At 53.1% G+C, this 21,024-nt stretch carries 16 protein-coding genes; 3 read left to right on the top strand and 13 right to left on the bottom strand.

All coding sequences use genetic code 11. The annotated features are described in order from the left end of the window. The gene (gene ilvA, locus AB7E14_RS02350; protein ID WP_043001785.1) at positions 1-1,545 is read left to right on the top strand and encodes a threonine ammonia-lyase, biosynthetic; all 1,545 of its coding nucleotides are present in this window, start codon (positions 1-3) and stop codon (positions 1,543-1,545) included. A 54-nt stretch (positions 1,546-1,599) separates the two neighbouring features. Here ilvA and AB7E14_RS02345 read toward each other — a convergent pair whose 3' ends face one another. From AB7E14_RS02345 to ilvY, 7 genes are all read right to left on the bottom strand, one after another. Continuing rightward, the gene (locus AB7E14_RS02345; protein WP_316962867.1) at positions 1,600-3,321 is read right to left on the bottom strand and encodes a DUF7055 domain-containing protein; all 1,722 of its coding nucleotides are present in this window, start codon (positions 3,319-3,321) and stop codon (positions 1,600-1,602) included. Beyond that, positions 3,302-4,444, bottom strand: a complete 1,143-nt coding sequence (locus AB7E14_RS02340; protein ID WP_054518964.1) for a glycosyltransferase family 4 protein — start codon at positions 4,442-4,444, stop codon at positions 3,302-3,304. Before AB7E14_RS02340 ends, AB7E14_RS02345 begins: the two co-directional genes overlap by 20 nt. Before the next feature lie 107 nt (positions 4,445-4,551). Then, positions 4,552-4,944, bottom strand: coding sequence for a GtrA family protein (locus tag AB7E14_RS02335; protein ID WP_044258263.1), 393 nt, complete (start codon positions 4,942-4,944; stop codon positions 4,552-4,554). Further along, positions 4,941-5,630 carry a methyltransferase domain-containing protein gene (locus AB7E14_RS02330; protein WP_044267336.1) on the bottom strand — a complete coding sequence of 230 codons (690 nt, stop codon included), beginning with the start codon at positions 5,628-5,630 and terminating at the stop codon, positions 4,941-4,943. Before AB7E14_RS02330 ends, AB7E14_RS02335 begins: the two co-directional genes overlap by 4 nt. Continuing rightward, the gene (locus AB7E14_RS02325; protein ID WP_227657178.1) at positions 5,627-6,916 is read right to left on the bottom strand and encodes a glycosyltransferase family 2 protein; all 1,290 of its coding nucleotides are present in this window, start codon (positions 6,914-6,916) and stop codon (positions 5,627-5,629) included. The genes AB7E14_RS02330 and AB7E14_RS02325 overlap by 4 nt, the downstream gene beginning before the upstream one ends. Positions 6,917-7,641: 725 nt before the next feature. Then, entirely contained in the window at positions 7,642-8,835 is a 1,194-nt protein-coding gene (gene fabV / locus AB7E14_RS02320) for an enoyl-ACP reductase FabV (protein ID WP_042998779.1), read from the bottom strand. A gap of 132 nt (positions 8,836-8,967) precedes the next feature. Next, positions 8,968-9,870 carry an HTH-type transcriptional activator IlvY gene (gene ilvY / locus AB7E14_RS02315; protein ID WP_042998780.1) on the bottom strand — a complete coding sequence of 301 codons (903 nt, stop codon included), beginning with the start codon at positions 9,868-9,870 and terminating at the stop codon, positions 8,968-8,970. A 158-nt stretch (positions 9,871-10,028) separates the two neighbouring features. Here ilvY and ilvC point away from each other — a divergent pair, with 158 nt between their 5' ends. Next, on the top strand, positions 10,029-11,504 hold the full coding sequence (gene ilvC / locus AB7E14_RS02310; protein ID WP_044267332.1) for a ketol-acid reductoisomerase: 1,476 nt from the start codon (positions 10,029-10,031) through the stop codon (positions 11,502-11,504). A gap of 122 nt (positions 11,505-11,626) precedes the next feature. On the opposite strand, the gene ppiC is transcribed toward ilvC, so the two are convergent. The 4 genes from ppiC to AB7E14_RS02290 form a co-directional block, all read right to left on the bottom strand. Further along, positions 11,627-11,908 carry a peptidylprolyl isomerase PpiC gene (gene ppiC / locus AB7E14_RS02305; RefSeq protein WP_001140251.1) on the bottom strand — a complete coding sequence of 94 codons (282 nt, stop codon included), beginning with the start codon at positions 11,906-11,908 and terminating at the stop codon, positions 11,627-11,629. Between the two features lie 101 nt (positions 11,909-12,009). Then, the gene (locus AB7E14_RS02300; RefSeq protein WP_200016252.1) at positions 12,010-13,155 is read right to left on the bottom strand and encodes a glycerate kinase; all 1,146 of its coding nucleotides are present in this window, start codon (positions 13,153-13,155) and stop codon (positions 12,010-12,012) included. A gap of 7 nt (positions 13,156-13,162) precedes the next feature. Continuing rightward, on the bottom strand, positions 13,163-14,431 hold the full coding sequence (locus AB7E14_RS02295) for a GntP family permease (protein WP_042998783.1): 1,269 nt from the start codon (positions 14,429-14,431) through the stop codon (positions 13,163-13,165). 119 nt (positions 14,432-14,550) lie between these two features. Further along, positions 14,551-15,690: a sugar diacid recognition domain-containing protein gene (locus AB7E14_RS02290; RefSeq protein WP_316962866.1), complete on the bottom strand. Its 1,140-nt coding sequence runs from the start codon at positions 15,688-15,690 to the stop codon at positions 14,551-14,553. Between the two features lie 381 nt (positions 15,691-16,071). Here AB7E14_RS02290 and rep point away from each other — a divergent pair, with 381 nt between their 5' ends. Then, a complete protein-coding gene (gene rep / locus AB7E14_RS02285; protein ID WP_044258274.1) occupies positions 16,072-18,096 on the top strand; it encodes a DNA helicase Rep in 2,025 nt (674 codons plus the stop codon). Between the two features lie 44 nt (positions 18,097-18,140). Here the strand turns inward: rep and gppA are convergent, their stop codons facing one another. Both gppA and rhlB read right to left on the bottom strand, forming a co-directional pair. Beyond that, the gene (gene gppA / locus AB7E14_RS02280; RefSeq protein WP_042998786.1) at positions 18,141-19,625 is read right to left on the bottom strand and encodes a guanosine-5'-triphosphate,3'-diphosphate diphosphatase; all 1,485 of its coding nucleotides are present in this window, start codon (positions 19,623-19,625) and stop codon (positions 18,141-18,143) included. A 135-nt stretch (positions 19,626-19,760) separates the two neighbouring features. After that, positions 19,761-21,024 (bottom strand): ATP-dependent RNA helicase RhlB (gene rhlB, locus AB7E14_RS02275; protein WP_428169307.1); only part of this gene is annotated, 1,264 nt, incomplete at its 5' end.

The following is a 21,024-nucleotide window of genomic DNA, read 5'->3' as shown; positions in this document are numbered from 1 at the left end:
ATGGCCGAATCACAACCTCTGTCAGCAGCCCCGGAAGGGGCTGAATATCTGCGTGCGGTTCTCCGCGCACCGGTATACGAAGCGGCGCAGGTAACGCCGCTACAAAAAATGGAAAAGCTCTCATCGCGCCTTGATAACGTGATCCTCGTGAAGCGCGAAGACCGGCAGCCCGTTCACAGCTTCAAGCTTCGAGGCGCTTACGCGATGATGGCAGGGCTGACCGAGGCGCAAAAAGCTCACGGGGTGATCACCGCTTCTGCGGGCAACCATGCCCAGGGCGTGGCGTTTTCCTCCGCTCGTCTGGGCGTGAAGGCGCTGATCGTGATGCCTGTTGCGACGGCGGATATCAAAGTCGATGCCGTTCGCGGGTTTGGCGGCGAAGTGCTGCTGCATGGCGCAAACTTTGATGAAGCGAAAGCGAAAGCGATTGAACTGTCGCAGCAACAGGGTTTTACCTGGGTTCCGCCATTCGATCATCCGATGGTGATTGCCGGTCAGGGGACGCTGGCGCTGGAACTGCTGCAGCAGGATGCGCATCTTGATCGTGTATTTGTACCGGTCGGCGGCGGCGGTCTGGCGGCGGGCGTGGCGGTACTGATTAAGCAATTGATGCCGCAAATCAAAGTGATTGCGGTGGAGGCGGAAGACTCCGCCTGTCTGAAAGCGGCGCTGGACGCGGGCCATCCGGTCGATCTCCCACGCGTTGGCCTGTTTGCCGAAGGTGTAGCGGTAAAACGCATTGGCGATGAAACCTTCCGTCTGTGTCAGGAATATCTCGACGACATCATCACCGTGGATAGCGACGCGATATGTGCGGCGATGAAAGACCTGTTCGAAGATGTTCGCGCAGTCGCAGAGCCTTCCGGCGCGCTGGCGCTGGCGGGAATGAAAAAGTACGTCGCTCAGCACAACATCCGCGGAGAACGTCTGGCGCATATCCTTTCCGGCGCTAACGTCAATTTCCACGGTCTGCGCTACGTTTCCGAGCGTTGCGAGCTGGGCGAACAGCGTGAGGCGCTGCTGGCAGTGACCATTCCGGAAGAAAAAGGCAGCTTCCTGAAGTTTTGCCAGCTGCTGGGCGGTCGCTCAGTCACTGAATTTAACTATCGCTTTGCCGATGATAAGAACGCCTGCATTTTCGTCGGTGTCCGGTTGAGCAGGGGGATGGAAGAACGCACGGAGATCCTGAATCTGTTGCGCGACGGTGGCTACAGCGTGGTTGACCTCTCTGACGACGAAATGGCGAAGCTGCACGTACGCTACATGGTTGGCGGTCGTCCGTCGAAACCGCTACAGGAACGTTTATTCAGCTTCGAATTTCCGGAATCACCCGGCGCGCTGCTCAAGTTCTTGCATACGCTGGGGACTCACTGGAATATCTCGTTGTTCCATTACCGCAGCCACGGCACAGACTATGGCCGCGTACTGGCCGCGTTTGAACTGGGCGATCACGAACCGGATTTCGAAACGCGTTTGCAAGAACTGGGCTATGAATGTCACGACGAAACGCATAACCCGGCATTCCGCTTTTTTCTTGCAGGCTAACCGCGGCTTAACAGGAGATGACCTGACCGGGTTATCTCCTGTTTTTTTGTAAGCTCAACGGTAATACGTATGGGCAAACAGTTTTTTGTTATCATCTCCGTCTTTGAACAACCCATCATAATTCCCTTCCGGCAACAATAGCGCCTTCTCCGGACCATTAAGTAAGGTGATAGTTTTAGCGCCTGCCGACAAAGTAACCGGCGGGGCGAGTGTGATCCCTTCCACGTTTATTTGTGCTGATACGGGGGTGCCGGTATCACTGTACAACTGATATCTTCCGGACAGTGGTATGTTAAATTTCTCCTGACGGCCAATGTGCAGTTGTCGCCCCGCCAATCTTATATTTGGCGCGACCTTGACGTAGCTGTTGTCGATGGCTTCTGCGATAGCAGAATAGATATTACTCAACCGGTAGGACCATATAATGACTTTCGGGGGGGACTGAGTCAGCACTTGCCAGGCTTCGGAATGTTTACCTTCTCGCCGTGTCTTTAAAACATACCAGGCATCGAGCCACAGCGTCGTCGGCTCCAGCCTGTTGGGCAGCATCCCTATACCATCAAAATACTTTTCGTCAGGTTTGAGTAGTGCTTCTGCTCTGGTAACCAGTTCAAGTTGTTGCACATTGTTAATTTTCAGGTAGCTGAGATTGAGACAGTAGCTTGAAACCAGGGTTACTGTTGTCACCGCCAGGATAAATAATCTCGTGGCTGGCCTGCGGTTTTGGGCGAGAAGGCTATCTAGCGGGACGAGGGACCAGAGCGATATAAACGGTAGCGCCATAATAAACACATAGGGCCAGGGCTGGTTATGAGTGAAAACTAACGTGGTAATGACGAATGAAAAAATCAGGGCGATGCGCGTTTTTTCATTCAAGGTTTTCCAGCGCTTTAATGCCATTATCATGCCGCTAAAACAGAGCAGATAGAGAAGCGTATTGTCTAAAAGGGTTTGCAAGACATATACACGAATCCCGTTATAGGCTTCGCTGCTGTATACCGCCACTTCTACCGGACCGAAGATCAAACCTTCAGCGATACGTAACGGGTCGCTGCCGCCAAATATAAAGCAATAGGCAATTGCAGGAAGTAACCAACCGGCGGTTAAGTAAAAGCCGCGAACGATAGCATCGATGAAATGTTTGCGCAGCGTAGCGTCAATCACCAATCCAAGCCCAAGCGCCAGATTGAAGAACGCTGATTTTTGGGTAACTAAAAACGCCAGTCCGCTCAGGATACCGGCGATAAAAATCTTTCTTGCGTTGAGCGTATGGCCGCGCAGAATTACCAGCACGGCGGCCAGGGCGAAAAACAGCGCCAGGGGCTCTGAACGGGTGCGGAAGATGCGCTCCATAAAATTCGTAAAACAGAGTAAAACGAGAATAATAAAAAGCGCCCGTAAGCGCTGCTCGCCCAGCGCACGCGCGCAGGCATAGACCAGCAGCAGGGTTCCACAAGCGAGGAGTGCCGTCTGCATCCGCGCGACGAGAATGATCGAAACCGCATCCCAGCCAATCAGGTGAGCCAGTTTATAAAACACCGCAAACCCTACGGCCTTAGGGGGGTGAATCGTGTCGAATAGTCCATTAGCAAAATACTTGGCGTAGCCAAGTTGGGCAAACTCATCCATGATCAAGAGAATATGCCAGGCAAAAACGAAAATAAGCGTAACTTTAATGGCAATACTCACACTAAGGAGGAGCGTTAACCTGCGCGGGCAGGCGCCAATAAAAAGCGTGCCGGAGGTATCCATTTTATTATCTTCTGGCTTTGCCATTGGCTTTATCTCCATCTCCATTTAGCACCAACTCCATGATTTCCTGCGCCATTTTTCGCCAGCTATAATGTTCTCTGGCATAACAAATCATGGCCTCACGTTCGTGGAGGGAGAGCACGCAGTTATCTATTGCGACAGAGCAGAACTGTGCCGAACGTTGTGGCTCGTTGAGGTCTATGTTCACACCATGTATCCAGCTTGCCGCTACGGGATCGGCTCTGTGAGCCGGGCTACCACAGATGACGGGTAATCCACAAGCCATTGCCTCCTGGATAACAAGGGGATAGCCTTCTCCGACGGCCGGTAACAGAAGAACATCCGCACAGCGATAAAGCTCTGCCAGTGCGCGGGGGGCCTGAACGCCAAGATCGTAAACGTTGCTCAATCCCCATTCTGCGGGGCGAAGTGGGCCGTTTCCGGCCAGTAAAAACTGGCATTCCGGTCTGGTTATTGCCAGAGCGTGCAGTATCGACAACCCTTTCTTTTCAACATAACGACCCACGAATAGTATGCGCCGGGCACAAGGCGGGAGGTTGTATCTTGCCAGCGGAGTTTGACTGGATACTGAAGTCACGGGGGGATAGAAAATGGTGCTATCAACCCCGTTAAACAGCAATTTATACGGATAACGCGCAGGGGTCCCAAGCAGGTCGTGGCGGACAGTATCGCTAATAAATACCCTGGCATCGGCGGCCCATAACATCGGGCGTGTTACGACCAAATTAGCCAGCCGCATAAGCAGACGCAGTACGGGTGATCTGAAAGGAATGGCAGCAATATGTTGAATCAGAATGACGGGCTTCGCGTGGAGTTTGGCCATCATCATACCAAGGATTGATGTGGCATAGAGCGCATCGTGAATCACCACCACGTCGCTACGCCGTACGGCGTCGCTAAGTGCGCAAATGGCTGTAGGGCCAGGTAACGGCATTGGCAGACCGGTGAGTTTCTCCAACGGATCGACGCAGCGTAACGCGATAATGTTGAGATTATCGGTAGGTAACGCATCGCTGGCGCTGGCTGCCCAATACGGTGTCGCTCCCAGGTGTGCGAACTGGCGGCACAAATGCCCGGCAACGCGTTCAATACCTCCGCCGTGTGCCTCGTAGAAATGGCTTATCATCAAGATATTCACTGGCTAGACCCTCACCAGACGCATCGAATGGGGATAAACCACGAGATGGAGTAACAACGTCTTCTGTTGATAGTGCGGATTAAGGGGAACGTTAATCATATTTGTATGGCTTTACTGCGACCTGACGTGCTGATAGCCCAACGGCTAAGGAGAAAATTCAGCACGAGCATGCAGAGCGAAGCTAGCGGCGCAGCGATGGTCATCGGAAATTCCAGCCAGTGATACCAAATCCAGGTGCTGACAAAGGCAAGAGGGATATTCAACAACATGCTGATGGTATAACGGCCAAAGCCAGCAAATGAAAGCGGTTGTTTAAACGTGAATAAGCTGTGCAGGATATAACCGACGGTAGCGATGATGGCGAAAGACAACAGGATCGCTAACCAGAGCGCAACGCATAAACTATCCGCCACGATCATGATGGCATTATGTCCCAAGAAACAGCAGCCAGAAATGCAGAGATAAGTAAAAGAGGTGCGAATTTTCATCGGGGTGCTTTCCGGGCACGAAGTAAAAATACGCAGGCGTTGTCATGCCGTACTTGCGCCGGCGTGACATAATCTTCGAACATGGCGCGCAGATTCATCATGACGGCCAGACCTGAGGCTAGAACGCCGCCGATGAGGGGGAGCCGACGGATGAAAAACGCAAAACCTGTCAGGCGAATAATGGTGGTTGTAGCCAATGGGCCAACCAGAGCGTCGACTTCTTCAACCACAAACCCGCGATCGGTAAGATCGGATATGAGACCGGTGCGGGTCCAGCGGCGGTGATCTTCGGGGTGAGGATGATAGAGCCAGGTTCCGTGCGTGGAAAGTAACAAGAGACCATCATCATTTAACAAACGCCGAATTTCAGCGCAATACGCATCAAGATCTCTGACGTGTTCCAGTACCTGGACTGAAAGTATGGCTCCTGCGGCACCATCAGCTAAAGGGATGCGTCCCTGTGGGTCAATTTTGAGTGTACCGCTGTCATCAAGATCGGCACCGCAATAGTTAATATTCAACTGACGCATCATTTCAGCATAGGGGGAATCGCCGCAGCCAAAGTCGATCATGAAGGTATTTGGCTGAATGTGACGTTCTGCTTGCTCGCGTAATCGTCTCGCCAGTGCACGTAACAACAGCCAGTCAGTGTGCCAAATTCGAGGGGTGGCCCTGTTTCTTTTCATGCTCCGGGTCCTTGCGGTGAGGTATCTGAATCATGCCGGTTCAGGCTGTCCAGCAGGAGCTGTAGTACGAATCCGGCCAGGACCATCAGCACTCCAGCGATGCAGGCTGTACTGATGGCAAAAACAATGTGTACCGACTGTTCCATTGAGCCACGGGTAAATATCCAGTGAAAAGCAAGGAGGAGGTCGGCGAAAAAACCGGCTATGGCAAGCACAGATCCGCTGAATACCAGCCACTCGAGAGGGTGCGAGCGCATGAGCCAGGGGATAACCCGGCTTTCCGCAATCGGGTGGTTAATGGCGATGGCGACCTTCGCTAACACGCCTAACAGGACAGCGATAAGACCAATAAGCGTCGACATTGTCGCCAGGGCAACGAAATGGATACCAAAATAGTAACCGTTGATTTCTATGGGGCCTGCGGCAAGCAGCGCAAGGCCGATAGCTCCGAGCAGTAGTAGCGTAAAGCCAGGGATCAAATAGAGCCTGTCCGGGGCATGAGCGATGAGAAGACGCAGATGTCTCCAGCCGTCACGAAATGAACGTAAATGAGGAGGACGGTTGCGTTTGTCCGGATAGAGCTTGATCGGCACTTCATGAATGATGAGTCCTGCGCGGTGCGCGTTAATGATCATTTCAGAGGCAAATTCCATACCGGTAGAACGAGTGGCCATTTTTTGAAATGCTTCGCGGGTAAAGGCCCGCATCCCACAGTGGAAATCGCGAATGGGTGAGTGGTAAAGCAGCCTGGCTATGCCGGAAAGCAGTGGATTTCCCAGATAGCGATGCAGAGGAGGCATTGCCCCAGGTTCTATTCCCCCAGCAAATCGATTACCCATAACAAAGTCTGCACCGCTTTCCAGTGCATCGACGAAAATATCTAGTTGGCTCCAGTCATAGGAGTCATCGGCATCAGCCATAATGAGATATTTACCTTTTGCCGCACTGGCAGCCGCGCTTATTGCTGCGCCATAACCTTTGACGGATTGATGAATAACTCGGGCACCCAGTGATTTTGCAATTTCAACGGATTGGTCTGTTGAGCCATTATCACCGATGATAATTTCACCTTGAATATCCAGGCGAGTAAACGCTTCTGTTACTTTCTTAATACAGATAGCAAGCGTAAGTTCTTCATTCAGGCATGGAATGATTGCCGAAACCAGTGGCATGGGCTCTGCCGCCGGTATCTCAACTGGAGAGAAGGCAACCTGTCGAGAAATATAGTTGGCGGGAGTTAATAAATTATCAGAATAACCAAACCGATGAAAATGCGTTGAATGCATAATAGTAAGCTCCGATCCATGAGCAGGATTAAGAGTCTATCCCAATGGGCTATTACATTTGGCATTCTGAACCTGGGCAGGCGTTTGAACGGCCATCAGAGCAGCCTGAAAGGCGTGTGAAGCGAGTCCTCCTCACGTATTCCGGCTATGAACCTGTTGTGCCGGGCCACCCGTGTTGCAACATGACTGTAAAATTACACCTATTGGGATAGGCTCTGTATATCTAATGGTAACTTCATTTAATTCATATTCTGAATGATTTAGAATATGAATGGGTGCTAGTTAATATACCCTGTGTGGATGATATACGTTAATTTAATTCACAACTTAATTTTCGTGATATATATCTAACATCAGATTGCATCGTACAGGAGTTGTCGTTATTAAGTCTACTGGTTTATGGTATGAAAAATAGTAACAGTTTATTCGTTATTTATTAATATCTATAATGTGATGATTTATTCTGCGCGTCAGGCATTACCCATAAATATATTTTCGTGTAGCAAGTGCCGACGTCTTTCACCCAATGTTATCGCCACAACGCCGTCTCTCACGCATCACAGACTACTTGTTCTGTTTTTGGGAACGGCTTAACAAGGGGAAGGTTTCATAGATTGCGGTAGGGAATATTCTTTACGCAGGGCGGCACTGCTCTGATTAGTTAAAGTCCTGACTTTTCAGCCAGGACTTTATCAGACGTCTGTTTTTGCTCTTATATCAGCAAATTACAGAGTCACCACATCAAATTCGACTTCGGGGTTCACATCAGCCTCGTAATCGACTTCGTCGAGGCCAAAACCGAACAGGTTAAGAAATTCCAGCTTGTATCCCGCATAATCGGTTTCTTGCGCCAGGTTTTCGGTGGTGATCAGCGGCCACAGATCCCGGCATGCCTGCTGAATATCTTCACGCAGTTCCCAGTCATCCATGCGGATACGCTGGTGGTCATCAAGCGCAGCCTTGTCACCGTACAGGCTGGTGGTCATCAGACGGTTAATCTGCTCAATGCATCCTTCATGAATCCCTTGTTCTTTCATCAGCTTGAAGACCATAGAGATATACAGCGGCATTACTGGAATGGCTGAAGAAGCCTGTGTGACTACCGATTTCAGGACCGCAACGTTGGCTGTGCCATTGATTGAAGACAGTTGATTACGCAGCGCACCTGCCGCACGGTCAAGGTCTTCTTTCGCTTTGCCCAGCGCGCCATGCCAATAGATTGGCCACGTCAGGTCGGTACCGATGTAAGAATAAGCAACGGTTTTCACGCCGTCGGCCAGCACATTGGCCTGGCGCAGGGCATCTATCCACAGCTCCCAGTCTTCTCCGCCCATTACGGTCACGGTGTTCTGAACTTCTTCTTCCGTTGCGGGCTCAATGCTGGCCGTCGTGATCTGATCCTTATTGGTATCAATCGCTTTAGAGGTGTAAACCTCACCAATAGGTTTCAGCGCCGAACGGACAACTTCACCCGTTTTCGGCATTTTACGAACCGGCGAAGCGAGTGAATAAACGACTAAATCAATTTGACCCAGGTCTTCTTTGATGAGCTTGATGACTTCATCACGACATTCGTCGGAGAACGCATCACCGTTAATGCTTTTGGAATACAGACCTTCCCGCTTTGCAGCTTCATCGAAAGCCGCGGCGTTATACCAGCCTGCTGAACCTGGTTTAGATTCGGTACCCGGTTTTTCGAAAAATACGCCGATAGTGGCGGCTCCGCTGCCAAACGCTGCGGAGATTCTTGATGCCAGTCCATAGCCGGTTGAAGCACCGATGACCAGCACGCGGGAAGGACCGTTTTCGATTTTCCCGTTTTGTTTAACGTACTCGATCTGCTTTTCCACATTGACTTTACAGCCAGTCGGATGGGTCGTTGTACAGATGAATCCACGGATTTTTGGCTTGATTATCATAATGATGGCTAATTTAGTTTGTGTTTCGCTGTCATAGGGGCAATGACACCGTCTGTGTATTATGGCGGGTCATTATACAGAAAAGATTCCGCAAAACTGAATCTACCTCTGATTTTAGACCTGACGCTGATACTACTCGGCAATTTTTCGCTCCAGCACAATTTTCCAGAACGCATCAATAAGCGGCTCATGCAGCCGTTTTTTCGGCGCGCAGACGCCCAGTTCGAACGGAGTTTTCTCGTCGCTACGCTCTAAAATCATGACGCGATTGCGCACCGGTTCGGGGCTGTTTTCCAGCACCACTTCGGGCAGCAACGCCACGCCACAGCCGAGTGCGACCATCGACACCATCGCTTCGTGACCCCCCACGGTGGCGTAAATCTGCGGGTTGCTGATTTTATGGCGACGAAACCACAGTTCAATGCGGCGGCGCACAGGCCCCTGATCGGCCATGATGAATGGCACCGTAGACCAGTCGGGTTTCTCCACCGAAACCTGATTGCGTACCGGGCAGGGCAGCGCCGGGGCAATGAGTACCACCGCCAGATTTTCCAGCATCGAAAACGCCACCGCGCCCGGCAGCGTTTCAGGCTTACCGGCAATCGCCAGATCCGCTTCGCCGGTCACCACCTTTTCCATGGCATCGGCGGCGTCGCCGGTGGTGAGTTTAATTTCTACTGAGGGATGCTCAGCGCGAAAGCGATCGAGGATTGGCGGCAGATGGCTGTAGGCGGCGGTCACCGAGCAGAAAATATGCAGTTCGCCCGATAGCGACGGACCTTGCTGATCGAGGGTGTGGCGCAGTTGCTGATACTGCAACAGCGTCTGCTGGGCAAACGTTCGCAGCTCTTCACCCGCTTCGGTCAGCGTGACCGTGCGATTATCGCGGACAAACAACGGCTGCCCGAGGTCTTCCTCAAGGCGCTGGATCTGCCGTGATAGCGTAGAAGGACTGACGTGCATCGCCCGCGCGCTGCGGCCAAAGTGGCGGCTTTCCGCCAGATGCAGGAACATTTTCAGATCGCGTAAATCCACCGGCGAACCTCTTAATTTTTACGTTGCAGTTATTGCAATGTGACGTTGTGAATATATCAATTTCCGCAATAAATTTCCTGTTGTACTGTGGAGTCATTCTCGCTGAACAGCGAACCGAATAATAAGCACCACAACACAACATCACGGAGTACACCACCATGGCTAACTACTTTAATACACTGAACCTGCGCCAGCAGCTGGCACAGCTGGGTAAATGTCGCTTTATGGGCCGCGATGAGTTCGCCGATGGCGCGAGCTACCTTCAGGGTAAAAAAGTGGTCATTGTCGGCTGTGGCGCGCAGGGTCTGAACCAGGGCCTGAACATGCGTGATTCCGGTCTGGATATCTCCTACGCCCTGCGTAAAGAGGCGATTGCTGAGAAGCGCGCATCCTGGCGTAAAGCGACAGAAAACGGCTTCAAAGTCGGCACGTATGAAGAGCTGATCCCGCAGGCGGATTTGGTGGTTAACCTGACGCCAGACAAACAGCACTCTGACGTAGTGCGTTCCGTACAACCGCTGATGAAAGACGGCGCGGCGCTGGGTTACTCTCACGGCTTCAACATCGTTGAAGTGGGCGAGCAAATCCGTAAAGACATCACCGTAGTGATGGTGGCACCGAAGTGTCCGGGTACTGAAGTGCGTGAAGAATACAAACGTGGTTTCGGTGTGCCGACGCTGATTGCGGTTCACCCGGAAAACGATCCGAAAGGCGAAGGCATGGCGATTGCTAAAGCCTGGGCTGCAGCGACCGGCGGTCACCGTGCGGGCGTGCTGGAATCTTCCTTCGTGGCGGAAGTGAAATCCGACCTGATGGGCGAGCAGACCATTCTGTGCGGTATGCTGCAGGCTGGTTCTCTGCTGTGCTTCGATAAGCTGGTGGAAGAAGGGACTGACCCGGCATATGCCGAGAAACTGATTCAGTTCGGCTGGGAAACGATCACTGAAGCGCTGAAGCAGGGCGGTATCACGCTGATGATGGACCGTCTGTCCAATCCGGCAAAACTGCGTGCTTACGCGCTGTCCGAACAGCTGAAAGAAATTATGGCGCCGCTGTTCCAGAAACACATGGACGACATCATCTCCGGTGAGTTCTCTTCCGGCATGATGGCTGACTGGGCTAACGACGATAAGAAACTGCTGACATGGCGTGAAGAGACTGGTAAAACCGCGTTCGAAACCGCGCCGCAGTATGAAGGCAAAATCGGCGAGCAGGAGTACTTCGATAAAGGCGTACTGATGATCGCGATGGTGAAAGCAGGCGTTGAGTTGGCGTTCGAAACCATGGTGGATTCCGGCATCATCGAAGAGTCTGCGTACTACGAATCTCTGCACGAGCTGCCGCTGATCGCCAACACCATTGCGCGTAAGCGTCTGTACGAAATGAACGTGGTGATCTCTGATACTGCAGAATATGGTAACTACCTGTTCTCTTATGCCTGCGTACCGCTGCTGAAAGAGTTCATGACCACGCTGCAGACCGGCGACCTGGGTAAAGCGATTGCTGAAGGCGCAGTGGATAACGCTCAGTTACGCGATGTAAATGACGCGATTCGCAGCCATGCTATCGAGAAAGTCGGCCAGAAACTGCGTGGTTATATGACCGATATGAAGCGCATTGCCGTTGCGGGTTAAACCGACATTGTCGGGTGGCGGCTACGCCTGACCCGACCTACAAAAGTGCAAAGCCGAAGGCCGGATAAGCATCGTGCCATCCGGCAAAAAAAGCCCAGAGTCTGAACGCTCTGGGCTTTTGCTTAGTTACGGTACAGCACTTTGATGATGTGGTAGCCGAACTGGGTGTGCAGCGGGCCGGTCGGTTCCAGCACCGGGCAGGAAAAGACCACTTTATCGAACGCCGGAACCATCTGGCCCTGGCGGAATTCGCCTAAGTCACCGCCTCGTTTGCCTGACGGGCAGATGGAATGTTTCTTCGCCAGTTTGCCGAAGTCGGCGCCGTTTTTAATCTGCTCCAGAAGATCCAGTGCCAGTTTCTCTTCTTTAACAAGGATATGCAGTGCTGCTGCGGTTTTTGCCATGATCGTGCCTTGAGTCGGGGAAATGAAGGGGGCGATTTTAGCATGTGGGGAGAGGGAAAGAATATCCAGGCCAGCGGTTGGTGACTGGCCTGGATATAGGATTAGTGAATTTGCTGCTGCGACAGCTTCCAGACGCTGGCAATATTACGAGCCGAAATGCGCAGATTGTATTCCGCGTCCTCTAAGGCTTCCGGTAGCGTGGCGATGCGCGTCAACACAGAGAAAACGGCATCCAGCCCATGCTCATGAACAATCTGATGATCCAGGGTCAAACCGCCGGCAAGCGCAATAACTGGTTTTTGATAGCGTTTGGCGCAGCGGGCAACGCCAATCGGTGTTTTGCCGCAGATGCTCTGGCTGTCGAGGCGACCTTCTCCAGTGATCACCAGACTGGCATCGGCTACCAGGCGCTCCAGTTGCAGCGCGTTAATCACAATCTCCACACCGGGTTTTAAATCAGCGCCCAGTAGACCGAGTAATGCGGCTCCCATTCCGCCTGCTGCGCCAGCGCCCGGCGCATTCATTACATCCCGACCGGTAAACTCCTGTAGTCGCTTGCCATAAACCGCCAGCGCACCGTCTAACGCTGCAACCATCGCTTCCGTCGCCCCCTTTTGTGGGCCGAAAATGGCAGAGGCCCCCGTCGGACCGCACAGCGGATTGTTGACGTCGCAGGCTACGGTGATGGAGACCGTCTTTAGACGCGGGTCGGCGTGGGAAGTGTCGATTGTTGCCAGTTTACTGAGCGCACCGCCGCCTTCGGGAAGCGCGTCTCCTTTTTCATCCAGGAGGTCGATGCCCAGCGCCTGTAGCATGCCCGCGCCTCCGTCATTCGTCGCGCTGCCGCCAATGCCAAGAATAATGTGCTCAACGCCCCGATCGAGTGCGGCAAGGATGAGCTCGCCCGTTCCATAGCTGGTGGTCAGCAGTGGGTTACGATGCTCTGGCGGCACATGGTGGAGACCTGACGCCGCAGCCATTTCGATCACCGCCGTCTTCCCGTCACCCAGTATTCCCCAGCGTGCCTGGACCGGTGTTCCCAGAGGGCCTGTGACATCGATAAAGTGGTAATGGCCCTCAGTGGCCTCCACCATCGACTCAACGGTGCCTTCGCCGCCGTCCGCCATAGGGAGTTTGACATACTGGGCATCGGGATATATTTCGCGAAACCCCTGTTCGATAGCCGTCGCCACCTGCATGGCAGACAAACTTTCTTTAAATGAATCTGGTGCGATAACTATTTTCATTGTGTGCTTACCCGGCGAGTCCGAAGACACCAAACAGCAGTGTCGAAATCAATGCGATGACGAAACCAACAAGGGTTTCATAAGGCAGAAGTTTTAAGCGTTCATGGATTTGCATACTGACGCTACCGCCAGTGGCGTGGAAAAAACTGCCGTGAGGGAGATGATCCAGAACCGTCGCCCCGGCATGAATCATGACTGCACCGGCAAGCGCAGAGACGCCAAGTCCCAGCAGCGTTTGACTGAATACGCCTGCCGCAACGGCGGTTCCGGCCGTTGTCGACGCGGTGGCCATCGACATAATTGCGCCAGAGATGGGGGCCAGGAGATAAGAAGGGAGACCGGAAGAGGTTAATCCGTCGATCAGGACCTCTTTTAACGCTGAGTTGGCAATGATGCCAGCCAGCGTACCGGTACCGAGCAGCATAATGGCGACAGGTGCCATGCGCGTCAGCCCGGACATCATAAAGGCGTTACTTTGTTTAAATCGGCCCATCAGGATTGCGCCGACTAATCCTCCCACTGGCAGAGCAATGAGCGGATCGATAGCAATGCCCGCCACAGGACGCAGCGCTAACAGAATAATGGCAACAAGGGGGGCGCTGATAGCCGCCAGAAATCCGGGTTGCGTGCCGTGCGTGTCCTGAGAAATGATCTCTTCCGTTGTGACCATCGAGCCTTTTTGGCTCAGACGCTTCGCCAGAAAATAGGCGATTGCCAGGCCGAACAATCCGGGAATAATCCCCCCCATCATGACGGATGTGAGCGGGACATGGAACGAATCCGAAGCGGCAATGGCATTGGGATTCGGTGACATGACGTTACCCGCTTTGCCACCGCCAATCATCGCCAGCAAAATGGCGAGTTTTGATAGCCCGGCGCGTCTGGCGATCGAAAGCGCAATCGGCGCGACGGTAATCACCGCGACATCGATAAAAACGCCAACGGCCGTCAGAATCATCGTGGCGATGGCTAAGGCAAGCAGAGCACGACTTTCGCCCACTTTTTTCACCACCGTTTCCGCGATTGTGTTCGCGGCGCCGGATTCGATCAGCACACCAGCCAGTACGCCTGCAGCGAGAATGCGCAGTACGGCATTGGTGATGCCCTGCGCACCCGTGACCATCAGTGTGACGGTCTGGACCAGGTCTGCCCCGCCGACGAGACCACCGACCAGCGCACCCACCATCATGCCGTACGCGGGAGAGACTTTGCGTAATATTAAGACGATCGCCACCACGAGTGCGATGATGGCGCCTGTTGCGGATATTGAAACCATCTTCTGCTTTCTCCATAAAATTGACTGAGGCAGTATGGAGAAGCCGCCGGGAATAGCCTTGTGAGGATCCGCTAAAAAATACGCGTCTGACAGGATGTAAATTTGGAGGAAAATACAGACTACCGTTGCAGCTCCATGCCAATGTACAACCAAAGGAGTTGTTTCAAGTTGTTGATTTTTATTCCCGTTATCTCTTCAACGCGTTGCAGTCGATAGCGCAGGGTGTTTACGTGAATATGCAGACTGGTGGCAGTTTGCGAAAGATCACAATTATGTTCGAAATAGTGCTGCAATGTTTTTTGCATGACGCCTTTGCTGTCCTGAGCAACCAACTCGCACCATATTTTTGATAACTCTTCCGCTTGCCAGGTGCCGGAAAGTCCCCCCAGCAATGAGGCCAGCGCGTAGTCATCGTGAAAGATAAACTGATGCTTAAGCTTCAGTCTTTTCACCATTGCCTGGGTTGATTTCGCCGTCTGATAGGAGCGTCGCAGGCCATTTTCTCCCGCAAAATAGCCGCCGACGATGAGCCGTGAAAAGCCGCAGGACTGTGCGTAATGCTTAAATTTCTGTAGCTCGTGCTGCTCCAGCGGTTTATTGAGAGTCCCATTTTTCAGGGTGACGGGTTTGAGGATAATCAGCTCGTTAAAGTCGGAAAATGTCACCAGATGGTCGCGGGCGCTGTATTCAAAATAATCCATTAGCGTACGTAGCGCATCGCGATCCGGCTGCTGCAATTCCATGATAAGCACCACGCGCGGCAGCTGGAGATTAACGCCTAACCATGAGACCACGGCGCTTAACGATGACGGAGGCGGGTCGCGTAAAATAAGCTGGTTGATTAGCTCTTCGCGGTAGCGTTTATCCCACTGTTTTTGTTCAAGTAACGCCATTTGTTCAATGATGAGTTCCGACGCCATCTTGACGAGTTGCGCATAAGCCTTCACCTCACCCGGCTCTCCGGTGATACCCAGTACGCCGATAAGCTGATCGCGAAAATTTATTGGCAAATTAATACCGGGCTTCACACCTTTGAGTTTGTCAGCCGTCGCCGAATCGATTTCAACAATCCGGTTTTCAGTTAACGCCAGCACCGCACCTTCATGGCGCTGATGTAAACGGGACGCCTCACCTGAGGCAATGATCATGCCGTGCTCGTTCATGACGTTAACCGAATAGGGGATAATCCCCATCGTGCGTTGGACTATCTGGCGAGCGGTTGAGTCTTGTAGGTAGTAAGTGGCCTGGATCTTATTCATTGTATGCTCAGCATAAGAGGAGGTGCGGTACGTGGCAGCACCTGATTTATTAGCGTATTTGGTTCAGAAATGTTTCGGTTGAATAAACAAAGAAAGTGGGATGAACGGTCTTCTTTTTTGTCGGTTTATACAAGCCAAAGCAGCTTAGTCCGACTATTGTTACTGTTTTTCTTTTATACTCAATATGTTAATTCAACCTCTTGTGCAGGCGTTGTGTAATTTTTTCCGTGTGATCGGCGTTCAGGATTGTTCAGAATCTGGACAGCAGCACAAGCTTACTTACCCTCACAGGCAGCGTTACGCGCGGTTACGGAAAGCTCAATCTCGACCTCGCTTTCTGCTACAATTCGTCCCCCGTTCGAAGATTGAGCACTTTTACCTATGCGTTTAAACCCCGGCCAACAACAAGCTGTCGAATTCGTCACCGGACCGTGCCTGGTGCTGGCGGGGGCGGGTTCCGGTAAGACACGCGTGATCACCAACAAGATCGCCCATCTGATCCGTGGCTGCGGTTACCAGGCGCGACACATTGCGGCGGTGACTTTTACTAATAAAGCGGCGCGCGAAATGAAAGAGCGTGTCGGACAGACGCTGGGACGCAAAGAAGCGCGCGGGTTGATGATCTCCACTTTCCATACGCTAGGGCTGGAGGTGATTAAACGCGAATACGCCGCGCTGGGGATGAAGTCGAATTTTTCGCTGTTTGATGACACGGACCAGGTTGCGCTACTCAAAGATCTGACGGAAGGGCTGATTGAAGACGACAAAGTGATACTGCAACAGCTGATCTCGACGATCTCGAACTGGAAGAACGATCTCAAAACGCCCGCACAGGCGGCCGCCGGTGCGAAAGGCGAGCGTGATCGTATCTTTGCGCACTGCTACGGGCTGTACGACGCGCATATGAAAGCCTGCAATGTCCTCGACTTTGATGATTTGATTCTGCTACCGACGCTGCTGTTGCAACGTAATGAAGAGGTGCGTGAGCGCTGGCAGAACAAGATTCGCTATCTGCTGGTGGATGAATATCAGGACACCAACACCAGTCAGTACGAACTGGTGAAATTGCTGGTGGGAAACCGGGCGCGATTCACCGTCGTAGGGGACGACGATCAGTCGATTTACTCCTGGCGCGGAGCGCGTCCGCAAAACCTGGTGTTGTTAAGTCAGGATTTTCCGGCGTTACAGGTGATCAAACTGGAGCAGAACTACCGCTCCTCCGGGCGGATCCTGAAGGCGGCGAACATCCTCATTGCCAATAACCCGCACGTCTTTGAAAAACGGCTTTTTTCCGAGCTGGGATATGGCGCGGAACTCAAAGTTCTGAGTGCGAATAATGAGGAGCACGAAGCCGAGCGGGTGACCGGGGAACTCATCGCCCATCACTTTGTAAATAAAACGGAATACAAAGATTACGCCATTCTGTATCGCGGCAACCACCAGGCGCGAGTATTCGAAAAATTCCTCATGCAGAACCGGATCCCCTACAAAATCTCCGGTGGAACGTCGTTCTTCTCGCGTCCGGAAATTAAAGACTTGCTGGCCTATCTGCGGGTGTTGACCAATCCGGATGATGACAGCGCGTTCCTGCGTATTGTGAATACGCCAAAGCGTGAAATCGGCCCCGCCACGCTGCAAAAGCTGGGTGAATGGGCGATGACGCGGAACAAAAGCCTGTTTACCGCCAGTTTTGATCTGGGGCTTAGCCAGACGCTCACCGGGCGCGGCTATGACTCGCTCACCCGTTTTACCCACTGGCTGGGCGAGGTTCAGCGGTTGGCAGAACGAGAGCCGATTGCCGCTGTTCGCGATCTCATCCACGGAATTGATTACGAATCATGGCTTTACGAAACCTCGCCCAGCCCAAAAGCCGCTGAAATGCGCATGAAAAACGTCAACCAGCTGTTTAGCTGGATGACCGAAATGCTGGAAGGCAGCGAACTGGATGAGCCGATGACGCTCACTCAGGTTGTCACCCGCTTCACGCTGCGTGACATGATGGAGCGCGGTGAGAGTGAGGAAGAGCTGGATCAGGTGCAACTGATGACGCTGCATGCCTCGAAAGGGCTGGAGTTCCCGTATGTGTTTATGGTGGGTATGGAAGAAGGCTTCCTGCCGCACCAGAGTAGCATCGATGAAGACAACATTGATGAAGAGCGCCGTCTGGCCTATGTCGGCATCACCCGCGCGCAGAAAGAGCTGATATTTACGCTGTGTAAAGAGCGGCGTCAGTACGGTGAACTGGTGCGTCCGGAGCCGAGCCGTTTCCTGCTGGAGTTACCGCAGGACGATCTGATCTGGGAGCAGGAACGCAAAGTAGTGAGCGCCGAAGAGCGAATGCAGAAGGGGCAAAGCCATCTGGCGAATCTGAAAGCGATGATGGCGGCGAAAAGAGAGAAATCGTAGGCTGGAGGCCGGATTAGGCATTTACGCCGCCCTCCGGCAGTGAATCATTCACGCACTGCTAAAGGCCAGTGGACATAGCTCTGCCACTGGCTTTCTTGTTCAATCAACTCTTTCCCCAACGGATGCTGTTCCAGCCAGTCCGGCGGTAGCGCCAGGGTGAGAATTTCATTCGATGCCTGTAGCGTAATGGCTGGCACCAGATCGTCACGACGGCGGCTGGCGAAGATAATCGCCAGTCTGAGCAGACGACAAAGGTGCTCCGCCACACGCGGCGGTACGGCATTTTGCTGATGTAACGACGAGAGATCGACCGGGTTGGTCTGATTTAACAATAGCGTGGCGAGCAGTTTTTTCTGTGCGGGCGTGAAGCCCGGCAGATCCAGATTACGGACCAGATAGGCGGCATGCTGAGGCGCTTGCTTAAAATCAACGCTCAGGCCTATCTCGTGCAGCTGGCAGGCGCTGATCAGCAGTTCGCGGCTGATCGGCTCAAGATGCCACTCATTTTCTACCTGATCGAGAAAACTCACCGCCAGATTCGCAACGCGATGCGCCTGTTCGGTATCCACCATAAACCGGCGCTGAATATTACGCAGCGTGCGGCTGCGAATATCCTGATCCACCGCAAGATGCAGCATCCCGTAGACCAGCCCTTCACGTAATGCCCCACCGGCCAGGGTCATACACTGAATATTGAGTTCGGTGAAGATGGCGATAAGAATAGCCAACCCGCTGGGGAACACCAGCGCGCGTTCCAGGGTTAAGCCTTCAATTTCAAGCTCTTCCAGACGACCGCAGTGAATCGCCCGCTGTTTCAACTGCTGCAGTTTCGCCAGCGTGATGCGCTCATCCATCCCCTGCGCCATCATGATTTCCTGTAACGCCTGAACGGTACCGGAGGCACCGACGCAGACTTTCCAGCCGTGATAGCGAAGTTCATCGGCGACCGGGCGCAGCACATCGCGCGCCGCTTTTTCCGCTTCGTCGAAATTCTCTTGTGCCAGATTGCGATCGGTAAAGTAGCGTTCGAGCCAGGTGACGCAGCCCATTGACAGGCTGAACAGGGAGGTGGTTTGCGCACCTGTTCCGGTGACCAGTTCGGTGCTGGCACCGCCGATATCGACGACCAGACGCTGATCCGCTCCGCCAGTGGTGTGCGCCACGCCCTGATAAATCAGGCGCGCTTCTTCTTCACCGCTGATGACCTGAACCGGACAACCGAGGATTTCCTGCGCTTTAGCGATAAACTCGCTGGCGTTTACCGCGATACGTAACGTAGCCGTAGCGACCACGCGAATTTGCGGCTGCGGAATATCCTGAAGGCGCTCGGCAAACAGACGCAGGCATTGCCAGCCGCGTTCCATTGCTTCAGCAGAAAGGACATTGTTGCTGTTCAGACCGGCGGCCAGACGCACTTTGCGTTTAATGCGCGTGAGCGTCTGGATGCTGCCCGCTACCTCGCGTACGACCAGCATATGAAAACTATTGGAACCGAGATCGATAGCGGCGTACAACGAGGTAGAATTCATACACTTCATCCTTCAACCGGTATCTGTGCTGGCTGCGTTTTTTCACCCGAATCACTGGCTAAAGTAAGTTCATCAGGATTCGTTTTCTTGCCGCCCTGATACAGGCTGAATGATGTTGTGTATGGCATAACTTTTTTAACCTGAACGACGACGATTACGCGGAGCACCGCCAGAGCGGCGCGGGCCATTGCCAGGGCGCGTACGCGTCAGGCGCAGCGGCTTCGGCAGATTGTTCATCAACGCTTCCGGGTTGTATTTACTCACCGGAATCGAGTGACCAATGTAGGTTTCAATCGCAGGTAGATTCAGGGCGTACTCTTCACAGGCCAGGCTGATCGAGTGACCGCTTGCGCCAGCACGGCCCGTACGACCGATGCGGTGTACGTAGTCTTCGCAATCGTCCGGCAGATCGTAGTTAAATACGTGCGTGACGGCAGGAATGTGCAGACCGCGCGCGGCAACGTCGGTTGCGACCAGAATATCCAGATCGCCACGGGTAAATTCGTCGAGAATACGCAGACGTTTTTTCTGCGCCACATCGCCAGTCAGCAAACCAACGCGATGACCATCGGCGGCCAGATGGCCCCAGATATCTTCGCAGCGGTGTTTGGTGTTCGCGAAGATGATGGCGCGATCCGGCCACTCTTCTTCGATCAGCGTTTGCAGTAAGCGCATTTTCTCTTCGTTAGACGGATAGAAAAGCTCTTCTTTAATACGGTGACCCGTTTTTTGTTCCGGCTCGACTTCAACGTATTCGGCGTTGTTCATCTGTTCGAACGCCAGTTCACGCACGCGGTAAGAGAGGGTAGCAGAGAACAACATGTTCAGGCGTTGGTTGGCCGGCGGCATGCGGCGGAACAGCCAGCGAATATCTTTAATAAAGCCCAGATCGTACATGCGATCGGCTTCATCGAGGACCACCACCTGGATGGCGCCCAGGTTGATGTGATTCTGTTTCGCGTAGTCGATCAGACGACCCGTGGTGCCGATGAGAATATCGACGCCGCTTTCCAGCACTTTTAGCTGTTTGTCGTAACCGTCACCGCCGTAAGCGAGACCCAGCTTCAGACCGGTCGTCTGTGCCAGCGGCTCGGCATCAGCGTGGATCTGCACGGCTAACTCACGCGTCGGCGCCATAATTAAGGCGCGTGGCTGGTTCACCTTGCGATCGTCAATCGCGGGATGAGAGAGAAGATAATGAAACGTTGACGTCAGGAACGCCATCGTTTTTCCGGTACCGGTTTGCGCCTGCCCTGCAACATCGCGACCAGCCAGCGTAAGCGGCAGTGCGAGGGCCTGAATGGGCGTGCAGTTATGAAAGCCTTTATTTTCAAGGGCTTCGATAACCTTTGGGTGCAGGGCGAAGTCGGAAAACTTCTGTTCTGTTAAATGTGTTTTG

It is taken from the genome of Citrobacter sp., from assembly GCF_050252275.1.
Classification (GTDB): Bacteria; Pseudomonadota; Gammaproteobacteria; order Enterobacterales; family Enterobacteriaceae; genus Citrobacter_A; species Citrobacter_A amalonaticus.
This window is presented reverse-complemented; position numbering and strand designations above follow the sequence as displayed.

Bases quoted from the DNA above. Each gene is read 5' to 3' on its own strand.
- AB7E14_RS02330 (WP_044267336.1), bottom strand. From the start codon at position 5,630: ATGAAAAGAAACAGGGCCACCCCTCGAATTTGGCACACTGACTGGCTG.
- AB7E14_RS02300 (WP_200016252.1), bottom strand. From the start codon at position 13,155: ATGAAAATAGTTATCGCACCAGATTCATTTAAAGAAAGTTTGTCTGCC.
- ilvA (WP_043001785.1), top strand. From the start codon at position 1: ATGGCCGAATCACAACCTCTGTCAGCAGCCCCGGAAGGGGCTGAATAT.
- AB7E14_RS02295 (WP_042998783.1), bottom strand. From the start codon at position 14,431: ATGGTTTCAATATCCGCAACAGGCGCCATCATCGCACTCGTGGTGGCG.
- AB7E14_RS02325 (WP_227657178.1), bottom strand. From the start codon at position 6,916: ATGCATTCAACGCATTTTCATCGGTTTGGTTATTCTGATAATTTATTA.
- AB7E14_RS02345 (WP_316962867.1), bottom strand. From the start codon at position 3,321: ATGGCAAAGCCAGAAGATAATAAAATGGATACCTCCGGCACGCTTTTT.
- ppiC (WP_001140251.1), bottom strand. From the start codon at position 11,908: ATGGCAAAAACCGCAGCAGCACTGCATATCCTTGTTAAAGAAGAGAAA.
- gppA (WP_042998786.1), bottom strand. From the start codon at position 19,625: ATGAATTCTACCTCGTTGTACGCCGCTATCGATCTCGGTTCCAATAGT.
- rep (WP_044258274.1), top strand. From the start codon at position 16,072: ATGCGTTTAAACCCCGGCCAACAACAAGCTGTCGAATTCGTCACCGGA.
- AB7E14_RS02290 (WP_316962866.1), bottom strand. From the start codon at position 15,690: ATGAATAAGATCCAGGCCACTTACTACCTACAAGACTCAACCGCTCGC.
- AB7E14_RS02335 (WP_044258263.1), bottom strand. From the start codon at position 4,944: ATGAAAATTCGCACCTCTTTTACTTATCTCTGCATTTCTGGCTGCTGT.
- ilvC (WP_044267332.1), top strand. From the start codon at position 10,029: ATGGCTAACTACTTTAATACACTGAACCTGCGCCAGCAGCTGGCACAG.
- fabV (WP_042998779.1), bottom strand. From the start codon at position 8,835: ATGATAATCAAGCCAAAAATCCGTGGATTCATCTGTACAACGACCCAT.
- AB7E14_RS02340 (WP_054518964.1), bottom strand. From the start codon at position 4,444: ATGATAAGCCATTTCTACGAGGCACACGGCGGAGGTATTGAACGCGTT.